Annotated in this window: 13 protein-coding genes; all 13 read left to right on the forward strand. The window is 51.5% G+C overall.

The annotated features are described in order from the left end of the window. Positions 1 to 69 precede the first annotated feature (69 nt). Positions 70 to 543: a hypothetical protein gene (locus CEE36_04675; protein ID TKJ43329.1), complete on the forward strand. Its 474-nt coding sequence runs from the start codon at positions 70 to 72 to the stop codon at positions 541 to 543. A gap of 135 nt (positions 544 to 678) precedes the next feature. Further along, complete coding sequence (locus tag CEE36_04680) at positions 679 to 1149, forward strand: hypothetical protein (GenBank protein ID TKJ43330.1); 471 nt, start codon at positions 679 to 681, stop codon at positions 1147 to 1149. 51 nt (positions 1150 to 1200) lie between these two features. After that, complete coding sequence (locus tag CEE36_04685) at positions 1201 to 1665, forward strand: hypothetical protein (protein TKJ43331.1); 465 nt, start codon at positions 1201 to 1203, stop codon at positions 1663 to 1665. Positions 1666 to 1991: 326 nt separating this feature from the next. After that, on the forward strand, positions 1992 to 2774 hold the full coding sequence (locus CEE36_04690) for an SAM-dependent methyltransferase (protein TKJ43332.1): 783 nt from the start codon (positions 1992 to 1994) through the stop codon (positions 2772 to 2774). 6 nt (positions 2775 to 2780) lie between these two features. After that, positions 2781 to 3515, forward strand: a complete 735-nt coding sequence (locus CEE36_04695) for a hypothetical protein (GenBank protein ID TKJ43333.1) — start codon at positions 2781 to 2783, stop codon at positions 3513 to 3515. Beyond that, positions 3505 to 4293, forward strand: coding sequence for a hypothetical protein (locus CEE36_04700; protein TKJ43334.1), 789 nt, complete (start codon positions 3505 to 3507; stop codon positions 4291 to 4293). The genes CEE36_04695 and CEE36_04700 overlap by 11 nt, the downstream gene beginning before the upstream one ends. Position 4294: 1 nt before the next feature. Then, complete coding sequence (locus tag CEE36_04705; GenBank protein ID TKJ43335.1) at positions 4295 to 4525, forward strand: hypothetical protein; 231 nt, start codon at positions 4295 to 4297, stop codon at positions 4523 to 4525. A gap of 142 nt (positions 4526 to 4667) precedes the next feature. Then, entirely contained in the window at positions 4668 to 5486 is an 819-nt protein-coding gene (locus CEE36_04710) for a hypothetical protein (GenBank protein ID TKJ43336.1), read from the forward strand. A gap of 172 nt (positions 5487 to 5658) precedes the next feature. Continuing rightward, positions 5659 to 8343: a hypothetical protein gene (locus CEE36_04715; GenBank protein ID TKJ43337.1), complete on the forward strand. Its 2685-nt coding sequence runs from the start codon at positions 5659 to 5661 to the stop codon at positions 8341 to 8343. Positions 8344 to 8437: 94 nt separating this feature from the next. Further along, on the forward strand, positions 8438 to 9517 hold the full coding sequence (locus CEE36_04720) for a hypothetical protein (GenBank protein TKJ43338.1): 1080 nt from the start codon (positions 8438 to 8440) through the stop codon (positions 9515 to 9517). A gap of 12 nt (positions 9518 to 9529) precedes the next feature. Further along, entirely contained in the window at positions 9530 to 10855 is a 1326-nt protein-coding gene (locus CEE36_04725) for a hypothetical protein (GenBank protein TKJ43339.1), read from the forward strand. A 5-nt stretch (positions 10856 to 10860) separates the two neighbouring features. Beyond that, positions 10861 to 11382 carry a hypothetical protein gene (locus CEE36_04730; protein TKJ43340.1) on the forward strand — a complete coding sequence of 174 codons (522 nt, stop codon included), beginning with the start codon at positions 10861 to 10863 and terminating at the stop codon, positions 11380 to 11382. Positions 11383 to 11393: 11 nt separating this feature from the next. After that, positions 11394 to 12212 (forward strand): hypothetical protein, encoded by an 819-nt coding sequence (locus CEE36_04735; protein ID TKJ43341.1) that lies wholly within the window; start codon positions 11394 to 11396, stop codon positions 12210 to 12212. Positions 12213 to 12231 lie beyond the last annotated feature (19 nt).

Genomic DNA, 12231 nt, shown 5'->3' on the forward strand with positions numbered 1-12231 from the left:
AAGACTAAACGGACTTGACTTTCTACATTTTTCCGGTATGGTTAGTCATCTTTAACCATGGAGGCTTGCATGAAGAGGATCCTTGCAGCTACGCTGCTGGCGGCTGTGGCGTTCTCCCTGGCATGCGCAGGTAAAAAGAAAGCCGATACACTGACAGGCGAATACTTCGCGAATAAGGTCGAAAAGACAATAGAGGATTCAGGTCCATTTGACGTTGAAACCCGGCTTCAAAGAAAGGGCGATGCTTACAACGTAAAGGTTGATCTTGTAAGCGTATCCAGGAAGGATTTGGACTGGAATGTTCTTTCTCCGGAGGAGAAGTTCAGTTACTTCATTAAAGCCTGTGCATTTGCCGTAGGGCTCCATGCCATAAAGGCCCCGGAAGATCTCGTTTTTGCCGATCTCCTCATACGGTATGAAGACGAGGTGTGGTCACTGTCGGTAGATTTCTGCTCCTACATCGCATCGGCAAATATCAAGGGAACTATGACTGAAGAGGAAATTGACACAAGACTCATTACAGAACGCAGACAGGTGAAATAGCTCTCAGCGAAGCGGGGCTTAAAGATTTAATCTTAAGCTGAAAGAAGGCGATAAATGACGTTCTCTTTTTATATCGCTGGCCTTCCTATTATTCCTTTACGCTTAGCTTGACTATTATTAAATCGGAGGTCTAGGATGAAGAGAGCCCTTACTTTAACCGTCCTAATCCTTGCTATAGTTGCTGTTAGATGTGGGAATAAGTCGGCAGAAAAGGGTATAGTCAGAGTCTTAGGTACTCAGATCAAGAAGGCGATTCAGAAAGCAGGGCCCTTTGATGTGGATGTAGAGTTGATCCGCAAGGGAAAAGTCTACAACGTACGCGTAAATTTAAAAAGCCTTACCATCTCGGATTACGAATGGACCAGGTATCCACCTGATAAAAGGCGAGCCTACTTTGCCTTGTCATGTGCCGTACCTGTAGGGATGACCGCGATGGAGTACGAAGGCCATCTTGAGTTTAGGAATCTAGTCATGGGTTACAAGAACGAGGTCTGGTCCCTTTCCATTGACGACTGCGTTTATCTGGCATCTAATCGTGTTGCAAAGACGATGAGTAAGAAAGAGCTGGAGGAGGAAGTCCTCAGAAGGATAGAAAAGCAGGATTAACCCCTTTGTAGGGTGATCTTAAACTGGAGGTTTTTGGTGAAACGAATCTTAATGATAGGCATGCTTGGGGTGGTGGCGTTTGGCCTTGCATGCAGCGGAAAGAAGAGAGCCCAGAAGGGGTATATCAAGGCGATAGCACCCGAGCTTGAGAAGGCAATCGCACAGCAAAGCCCATTCGAAGCGGATGTAGAGATAATCCGTAAAGGAAAGGTCTACGACGTACGCGTTGACTTTAAGGGGCTTGTTAAAGAGAACCCGAGATGGAAGAAAGCCTCTCACGAAGAGAGGCTGGCCTGGTTCGCAAGGGTTTGTGCTGAGGTCGTAGGACTTACCGCAGGCGGCGCAGAGGAAGCAGGTTTTATGGATTTCGAAAATCTTATAATAGGTTACGCCGGCCAGGTATGGTCTGTACCTATGGAGTATGCGGGCTACATCTCCTCTCATGCCATATCCCGATCAAAGAGCGCGAGGCGGCTGGAAAAAGAGCTGATGGAGGAGATGGAGCGGGTAGAGTAAGGGCCAGACATTTCTGTCTGTTCAGGCGTATAGGCTGACTTATATTAGGAAAATGGAGAAGGCACCGGCTGAGATCGGCTGAGCTGATATGAACAAGAAATCTTTCTGGGAAGAGTCTTACAAGGGAGCAGGTCCAGCTAACACATTCGGGGGAGGTAACCCCGGTCAGGAGTTCTACGATCTTGTTAAGGTGCTACCACGCGGTGGAGACTCCCTTGTCGACTGGGGAGCCAACCGGTAAAACTCAGTCCAATGAGTTCGTGACCGCCGATGCGCTTTACGTGCTCAAGGCGGCAGGGCGGCTGTGATGATGCGGTAGGAGCCATATGAGAGTATCAGACAAAGAAGTAGGCAGACATTGGAATCAGGATGCGGATCGCTGGGCAGAGGAGGTTCGCAAGGGATACGATACCTATCGCGATCTATTCAACAACCCCGCCTTCTTTGAGTTCATGGGCGATATCAACGGCAAGAAGGTTCTGGACGCAGGCTGCGGCGAGGGCTATAACACGCGAATCATGGCCCAAAAAGGGGCGCAGGTGATCGGGGTTGACATCTCCTCAAGAATGATCGAACTGGCCCAAGAAGAAGAACAACGCAACCCGCTGGGGATCTCCTACCACGTGGCATCTTTCTCTAATCTTCCCCCTTTCGAATCGGAATCCTTTGACATGGTGGTTTCGTTCATGGCGCTCATGGATGCGCCTGACTACGAGGGTGCTGTTGGTGAGTTCTTCCGGGTTCTTCGAAAAGGAGGCGAACTTTACTTCAGCATATCCCATCCTTGTTTTATGACAAAGGAGATCAACTGGATAGAGGATGAACAAGGACACCCCGTGAGTATCGTGATCTCTGATTATTTTTCTCCCGAACCGTACGAGGAGTGCTGGAAGTTCCCCAGCAGTGAGAACCCCGAGAAGTTTACCATAATCTACTTCCCCCGCACGCTCTCTGCATACCTTAACGGACTTATCAATGCAGGATTCGTTCTGAAGCGGATAGCAGAACCAAGGCCATCAGAGGAAGTGTGTAGAAAGTATCCAGGCTTACGAAGATGGCGTGAACACGTTGCTATCTTCCTGCACGTACATGCAGTGAAACCACAATAAAGGACGATGGATATGCTTACCAAATCAGAAGTTGATAAGTGGCTGGCCGATTTTCTTGCCAAGCTCCGCAAGCGCTTCGGTGATAGATTGATATTCGTCGGGCATCACGGCAGCTGGGCTAGGGGAGAGGCCGGGCCGGAAAGCGACATCGACTGCACCGTGGTTCTGGATCGCGTCGAGGACGATGATCTAACCACTTTCCGAGACATAATAAATATCATGCCGAATGCCCAGTCTGTGGCATCAGGGCTTCTGCTCTCGGTTTCTGAACTCAAACAGATGCCCAGATACGAGCACATGCAGTTCTTTTACGGATGCAAGGTGTTCCATGGTTCAATTGATCACCTAATTACCCCGCCACCTTCTGAAAGTTTGATTGCGGACATCAAATTCAAGGCATCTGACAACCTGCATGCCGCCCGGCACTACCTGCTGTTTCCGCATGATCTGCCCAAGGTGGTTCACAAGCTCAAGTATCACTTCAAGAACTGCTTCTATGCGTTGCAGTGGTGGGTTCTTATCAATGAAAGCAAGTTCATACCTCGTAAGGACGATATAATTGAGATGCTGGATGATACCGATGACAAGGAGGTCGTCCGGGTGGCCAGAGACTGGCACAAGTTGGAAGATGATCGGACTCAAAGACCAGCCTACTACATCGAACTCCTGGAGCGCTGGAGCCGGGGGATGATTGCCAAGCTGGAGACTTACGAAAAAATTAGGGGGACAAATGAAACCTAAGCCCAAACATCTTGGGCCAGAGTATAGCGTTCCGTTCAAGGATCGAAGCGTTGCAAAGGCATATCGTTACCGCGCTCCCTATCCTCCGGTGACCTTTGAGATACTCTCTGACCTCATTACCGACGAACCGAGAGCGGTTCTCGATGTAGGTTGTGGTACCGGATTGATTGCCCGAAATCTCATAGATCTTGTGGATAGAATAGATGCTGTGGACTTCTCCCGTTATATGATCGAAGAAGGCAAGAAGCTCCCCAACGGAAATCATCCCAGACTGCGCTGGATACTCGGTTCTGTCGAGGATGTTCCGCTTAATCCTCCTTATGCGCTAGTCACAGCGGGATTGAGCCTGCACTGGATGGAGTGGGATGTTGTTCTTCCCAGGTTTAGAGAGGTACTTACCCCGAATGGATATCTGGCTATCGTAAGCTACGTATTCTCACCATTTCCATGGGATGACGATCTGAAGAGGATTATACCCAGATTCTCAACCAATCGGGATTACAAGCCATACGATCTGGTCGAAGAGTTAGAGAGCAGAGGATTGTTTCAGAAGCGAGGGAGCAAGCAGACGGCCCCTGTGTTATACACGCAATCTCTGGATGCTTATATCGAACACTTCCATTCCACAAGCAGCCTCACTAGGCGACGGATGGGTAGGAAAGCGGCCGAGGCATTCGATCAGGAAGTGAGAGACTTGCTATCGGGATTCGCCTCGGACGGTATGCTGGAATGTGAATTCGGCGCTAAAGTCATCTGGGGCAAACCTTTGAGTCCATAGTATGCTGACTATTAAATGTGCCAGGTGCAAGCGCAAGCTGTTCAAATACAAGAAGATAGGTGCGGACCGGTTGCTTCACCTGTGGTCGGATCGAATAATCGAAGATCACTCTGTGCATGAAGGGAGAGAGGTAAAATGTAAGTGCGGCAACCTGGTGGGTATTGACGAGGGCCGCTTTATCAAGATGAAGCCGCGCTCGTTCACCCGATCCGGCTCGTACATAAGGAAGTAGCACTTTACATCTTGGCTCCTTTGAGTAAAGTGTAGGAAAAGAGGATGACATCATGATCGCTCAGTGCAAAGCCGAGATGTCCGCTGCAGCCGAGGATATGGAGAAAGCGCTGGCTTTGATTAATTAAAGAAGGAAGGAGGATATGAATCCGATGTTTCTCGCTCGTGAGTTTAATGATCCGCTTTTAAACCTTACGCTTGAGCTGTTCATCCGTATGATCTCTGAGCAGTTTAAGGAACGCTTGCTTTCGGTGGTTTTGTATGGCTCGGTAACCTTTGACGATCTGGCTCCAGGTTACGGCGATTTGGATTTCCTGGTGGTGGTTTCTGATGAACTTTCAGAGAAGGACTTCGGTGAGCTTACCAACCTTCGTAACCCTTTTCGCAGCGGTAAGTACGGGGTTTTCGCCCACATGCTAGAAGGAGCTTTTCTTCCCCGTAAGATGTTGAATCCAGCCGTTAAAGGCAAAGCCTTCTGGTGGGGCACCAGTGGTGAGAGAATGTGGACCGAGAATCAATTAGGCTGGCTGGTGCTTCACGTAATTCGTGAACGGAGTGTAGTTATCTGGGGTAAGGATTTGAGAATGGAGTTTCCGGTAGCAAGTCGCGAGGCGCTACTTGAAGACGTGGCTAATTTCTGCAAAGGAGTCCGAGCAAATCCCTTGATTGGAGATATTCATTCCATTGAGTGGCTGTTGTCAGGTGCTAGACTTCTCTTGTGGTTAAAGGAGAACCGGTTGAGCGCTAAGAGCGAAGCGGCAGACTGGGGTGTTGATAATGTCCAAGGAAAGTGGCGGGAATTGCTTCCCAAAGCAAAGTATGTACGGTTGAACCCTCATGTAGCGAATACAGCCGATTGGAAGGATTGGTTTAATACTCTTGAGCCATACATCTATGAAGCGGTCAATGAGTTGGAGATGGAGTTAAAAGCTCAAGGAATTCAGGTTACTCGGGAAGATTAATTTGATGATGGTGGACTTTGATCGAGAACGTGAATGGTGGGACGCCAACGCCCATAAGGAAGAGCAGGATATAGCCGATGAGGCCGTAAACCGGGCGCTGTGGGGGCGAGGGGGGACTTGAATCGTAATGAATACTGTAATGGCTGAAAGCAGGCTTTGAAAGGAGATTTGGATGAAGACCTTGCGACGGGTAATCGTATTTGCAGTGATACTGAAGGCGTTCGCCGTGATATTCCCCGGCCCGGGCCAAGAACTGCAGGCCGGGAATATTCATCGCCAGGTCTTTGACGGAGAAATCCCCCCAGGGGAGTACGTTGCCTTTCGATGGAACGGACGCAGGCTCCTCCCGTGGAAAGTTCCGGAAGAAAGCCTCACGAAGAAAGCAAGACGGGCGATTGCTGTCTCGCCTGCGTGGCTCCGGTCAGACCTGGCCGCGAAGCTCAACAACCTGTCTGCGGAAAAACAGGACAGCCTGGCAGGGATTATCCTCGCCGAAACCGATCCCCGGCTCATAGATGAGATTGCCTTCTCGATAGCGCGTCTTTCTGCAAGGGAACTCACCGGCAGGCGATTTAACCCGCGGATTATAGCAGAAAACGCGCGTCTCATCTATGAAGCGGATTCCCTCTATGATTACGTCGAGCTTATTGACTATGGGAAACCGAGCAGAGGCGGGGATTGGATGAGCACCGCCCGCTACCGGCTCGAGGGAGGCGAGGGTTCAGAAGAGTACTACGAACTGCCCTGTGAGGTATACTACTGGTACGTTGTCTTCCCCAGGCTCGGCAGGGAGGCTTTAGCGTTCATTGATCCACTTACCGGCGAGTATGCCCCACCGGATTCAGGCGGGGTCTTCTGGCGGGATTACCTGATGCACGAGGATCGAGACCCCAAACGCTGCGCCTCAAGGCACTTTGTCATGGAATACCCCAACCTTATCGAGCAAGTTCCTGCAAGCGCCACAGCCGCTGAACTCGTTCTCACCGAGTTCTCAATCGACCCCATACCCTTGATTATCGATTCCGAGGGCAGATCATTATTGTGCGTTTTTGCATGGCCGGGCAACCAGTTGGACGGACAGGTCATTGCCACCACCATCCCGGTTGAGCTAGAGGAGACGGGCGAGGGAACCGGGCTCTTTGAGAACCTGCTTCGCGCAGGCAACGCATCGGCCATGCTGGATACTGCCATTGTCCCTGAGGGATTTGAAGACGTGCGTATCGCCATTCTTAAGGATCGCGATCCGTTCGGAGAACCGACGATTGAACGTGCTTTAGGCTCTATGGGTTTCCGGTTCCGCGTTTTTGGCTCCGATGAGATTCCTGAAATGCTCTTCGCCGACAGCGGGTTCGTCAAGATTATCATTCCATCCGGCCAGCCTCGAAGCTTCTACGAAAGGCTGGCAGAGAGCGATTCGCTGTGGCAGGTGTGGATGAGTACGAGGGAACTCTCCCCGAACCGGGTTATCCAGTTCCACGGAGCACCAGACCCGGCCTATCCCGGCGACGATTGGAGCGGACTGCATATGCCGTGGGGGTTCAGCTGTGTTCCGCGAGGAAGCGGTGAGTTATCTCTTGCAGGATACCCCCGCCTGCCGGATGTGCTGTCTGGACCCCGGTTTTTGTGGAATCACCAACCCTTGAACATCTCAGGCGATCAGACGCTCTCCCAGAAAGCTTCGGCACTTGAGGTGATAGGCTACTTCGTTACCCAGAACCTTCCTGACCGCTGCGCCGAGATTCCGTTCTATTACAGGGGATCGGATCTCGACACTACCTTTGAGGGCGACGCATCTGAATACGTGCAGTCTTTGAGGACCCATTATCCACAGCGCAGCCTGTATCTGCACTACGGCAACTGCGGCGAGATGATGGATATGCTATCGGCGTCATCTAGGGCCGGATTGGTGCCGGTGCGCAACATGATAGCGCACCCTGTGGATCACGTATGGAACGGCGTCTATCTGGAAGGGAGATGGCGTACCTACACCGCTGTTCGCTCAGACCGGGGCACCCGTTTCGACGACGGTGTATATGAGAACAAGAACCACTATTCAGTCATGGGATGCCGTGCCGACGGCTTTGTTAGCAACTACATCGGCGAGTATTTTGATTCGACCTTTATTGCCGAGGTGCGGGTGAGTGATTCGGCAGGCCGCCCTGTGGACGGAGCAACCGTGACCATCATGACGCACTGGTATCACGGTGACCCGCCGCCCAAGATCCATGCAGGTATCGGCTGGACCGATCCTGCCGGTGTTGCGCGAGTTGAAGTAGGCATCAGAAGGGACTATTTTGTGCAGGTATTTACCCCGCTTTTAGACTGGCCCGAGCTTGTGCAGGATACATCCGAGCGTGCCAGGAAAGACACCATACCCAGAACCGACCCTGTTCTGGAACGCAGACGGGGGATGAGGCCGGAGCCGATTCCGTTCGTCTCCGCAGATGTCGATACGATCCCCGGTGACACGATACGATATGAAGTAACCCTTCCCATCGCTCTCCTGAAGGATCAGCCAGATGTGGATTCGAATGTTGTTTTTACATCTAGAGCGGCTCCACGATTCTTTCTCCAAACGCCGGAGCGCATCCTTCACGGTTTCTCAAGTTACTTAGGCTGCAACTTCACCCGGGCCGAACCGCAAGGATCGGTCAATCTGTACGTCATGGATTTGCCAAATTACGACCGCTTCGCTGCCGGGGAACCCTTTGTGCCCGCTTGCGCCTTCGAGGAGGCAGACTCTTTGGATTTCACGCTACCCTCCGCAGACGATAAGTGGTTCGTCGTTTTATCCAACCGGCACAGAATGGCCTATGGGCAGGTGGTTCGGCTCTCCGTTGAAGCGAGGTATCGCTGAACGTGAGGGGCGGTGACAGAGAAACGACATGAAGCGCTCGATTGTAATGCCCCTAATGGCCGATCCTGTATGAGGAAGAGGAGGAAGATTCGTCATGACGCAATGGGGTAAGGAAGGCTACCAGTGCAGCGTCACCAGCCGTGCGTGGTCTTACAGTCCATATGATGTGGAATGGGAAAAGCTTCCTGCCTCGGCTGAACTCCAGGAGATATTTGAAGAGGAGATGGTTCTTGACGAAGTTCCTGAGTGGGCAAGCAAGATAATAGAGAGGATGTTTGGGCCCCCTCCGTGTGGCCATTATACGTTCCCGCGACCCGTGCTCCAGGTGTGTGAGGCGATAAACCAGGAAAGATGTTCTGAATTCATCTACGGCTGTTATACCGCCGATTCGGAGCGCAAGACCCTTATGTCCTACTACGGGTATTGCCTCGACGCATGGCTTAAGGAAGCGTCCCTTGATGTCGCCATAGCCGAGCTTGGGATGCGATCCGATCTGAGCAAGGATTGGACAGAGATCGTTACCGCAATATTTGATACTCTAGGCGAACCTACCGAGCACAAAAAACTGGTTGTTGAAAGACTCATACATCGTCAGCGCTGGTGGATAAAGACTCTCGTCTGGACCGATGACAAGCGTAATCGCTTCATGCTGGATCGCTACTCCGGCGATGCACGAGGAGCAGTCGATAGCTGGGGCTGCTACGGAAACCCACCTTTCGGCGATCCCTACTTCGCGGAGCTGAAATTGCCGCGCATCAAGGAACTCACGCAGAAGATCAAGGATACGGTGCCCAAGGGAGAAGGATTCATTGCCAGCTGTGAGCAAAGCTGGCTGTGTGCCCCAAAGGCGTTTCGCTATCTTGAAAAGCTTATCCACCGGATTGGAGTCATCGGTTCGAGCAATCCCTCCGGGGATAACCCCATCCTCCAATGCGAAGATACTTATCCTAACGTTGACGCCTGCCGCAAATGGTATGCTGGATTCATGTCTTCTCTTGACGCTTGGCTTGCAGGCGATCTCCAAGATCTTCCTGAACTTGGCGAGATAACCCCGGTCAAGCACTGGCTTGCTCGGATACTTAAGCACAAGCTGGAACTCTACGAAAAGCACGCGAACTTAGGCAAACTTGTCAGGACCAAGCCCTCCGGCAAGAGTGGAACCAAAACCATCTAAGGAGGCTTCATCATGGAGGATTACAAGACAAAACCTTTCGTGCCCTACAAGATGCTTACTCCAGGGTTCGAGGCGGTATGGACAGGGAAGAGACTTGAGCAAGGGGTTAAGTTAAAGAAGGCTGGGGAGTCGAAAGACGAAGCGGGAGCAGTGCTGCAGGAAGGTGAGTTAGCCGATGAAGAGGGCAACATCTACTACAAGTGGTCGTTGTGGTCGTTCACACTCGATGAGGAGACCTGGGACGAGCGAATCCGCTACATCAACCAGATGCAGGAAAAACTGGGACCGCTCAGTGATGATGTTCGTCGCATCCGCGCCCAGATCGCAGGACTTGTCCACTGTGACAGCGGCTTCCCTGTTACTGCCGACCAGATCCTGGATGCCATCGGTCGAGGAAAACTCCCTGATCCTGCGTTCCACTCCGGGTGCTGGCACCCCATGGGCACAAAAACCACCCAGCCGCGTCAGCCGGAGGCTATGCAGGTCATCGAGGAAACCCTCCTCAGATACCTTGACGGTAAACCAGCTGAAGAATTAATCTCAAAGTACCCCTTTGCTCGTGGGTTCATCAAGCGCACCTATGGGTGGTTCGGGCCGCTGGAGCGCTTCACCGATCTCCAGAAGCTCATGGTAAAACGCCTGCTCCTTCCCTTCGAGTTCTTAACCACCCGTAACACACCAGATTCAGTTAGAGAAAAGGTCCACAGTCGTTGTTATGAACCCGGAAGCGAAGGGTTCAAGCTGGACGACGAGATATCCAAGTCCACCGGTTTACCCGACATACACGTAGATTACGGAGATTACCAGAAGAACATGGAATCCCTCACCGATCCAGCAAAAAAGAAATTGTATCGCATCGCCTACACCATGCGCTGGGGATTGCCTGAGCTTTCCGACTGCCATCACGCCACCTTTCGCAAGATGGAGCGCTGGTTGTACGGCATCGGCACGGGTGAGCCGGAAATCCCCACCCGGATCAAGGGCACGGAACGAAAACGCCTGCGCCAACTCATCTTCGGCTACGCCCTTGCGCTGGACAAGTGGCTTTTAGGTATCCCAATGCAGTTCCTGTTACTCGACCTCGGGCACATTGACCTGGGTTTCGATCTAAAAAACGAGATACTTCGTGTCTACGCTCACCTTGGTGAAGAGCGCACCCCGGTCAAGGAATGGCTTGCCGCATGTCTGTGGCACAACTTCTGCTACAACACCACTGGCGGCTGGGAGTTCGGCATCCTGAACAAGCGCCATAGAAAGTTCTACGAAGAGACGACAGCCAAAGGCGTAAGCGTGCACCAGTGGATGGACTCGGTGCTTGCAAAAGCTTCAAGCAGATAAGAGATATGGAACGCCCGGTTGTAGTTACAGACTACGATCCCCAGTGGCCGATCATGTATGAGGAGGAAAAGGCGCAGATCCTTAGCGTAATCGGAGGCAAGATATTGGCGATAGAGCACATCGGGAGCACAGCGGTTCCCAGCCTGGGGGGAAAGCCCATAATTGACGTCATGGTTGGCGTCCGCCGACTTTATATTGCGAAAAAGTGTATCGAACCGCTTGCAACCATCGGCTACGAGTACGTTCCTCAATATGAGGTCTCAATTCCAGATAGACGCTATTTCCGCAAGGGTCCGCCTGAGAGACACAGGCATCTTCACATGATCAAGCTAGGAAGCAATTTCTGGGAGAGCCACATCCTGTTCAGGGATTACCTGCGTGCCCATCCGGAGACAGCTCAAGAGTATTACGAATTGAAAAAGGAGCTGGCTGCCAGATTTGGTTCGGACAGTCTAGGCTTTACCGATGCCAAGTCGGAGTTCATCGAGTCGGTGGTCAAGAAGGCTCAAGCCAAAAAGTCAAGATAATCTTGAGGATTATGAGAAGGGAACGGAAAATCCTAACCTATTTCGACGAGGCGGCCTGGGACATCATCTGGAAGTGGAAATGGTTTGCTAAACAGACCTGGAAGGCGGATTTCAGAGAATCGAAAGAAGGCACCCGTCGGGCTTTAAGCTCTCTTCTTCCCAGGCTGAATGTTAAAAGTATCCTGGACTGCTCGTGCGGTCTGGGATGGAAGACTATACTACTTGCCGAGATGGGCTATGAGGTCGAAGGTTCGGACGGCAGCGCGATTGCGGTCAAGTATGCGTCTCAGCTGGCAAAAGAGGAGGGGCTAAGGATAAAATTCTTCCGTTCCCGCTGGGAAGAGTTAGAGAAACACTCCAGGCGCAAGTTCGACTGTGTCTACAACGATGCTTTCGCGTGGATTATGAGCCGAAAGTCCCTTGAGGCATCTGCCAGAGGTATCTATTCAGTGTTGAACAAAGGTGGGAAGTTCATCTTTCAGGGCGCACACCAGTGGTCTGAGGACTCGGATAAAGAGAAGCTGATAGAAGAAGATTTGAAGAAAGAGGGACGATTCCAGGTGCCTGCGCCTTATGAGAAGGAGGGAGTCAAGTTGATCGTACTGATAACTCGCGAGAAAACACCTGATGGGATCCTGGGAAACCGGATACACATTATCGAAGAAAAGGACCAGATGCGAGTCGAGGTGGCATCCGTACTCGATCTTTTCAAGTGGACATGGCAGGATTACGTGAGTGTTCTGAAAAAGGCAGGGTTCAGAGAAGTCTACAGCGCCAAAGAAAATGGGAGGGGAGCTGAATCCTATATTTTGAATATAGGGGTGAAATAAATTGGAACGATCTCGACTC

The sequence above is a fragment of the candidate division TA06 bacterium B3_TA06 genome, assembly GCA_005223075.1.
Taxonomy (GTDB): Bacteria; Hydrothermota; Tepidihabitantia; order B3-TA06; family B3-TA06; genus B3-TA06.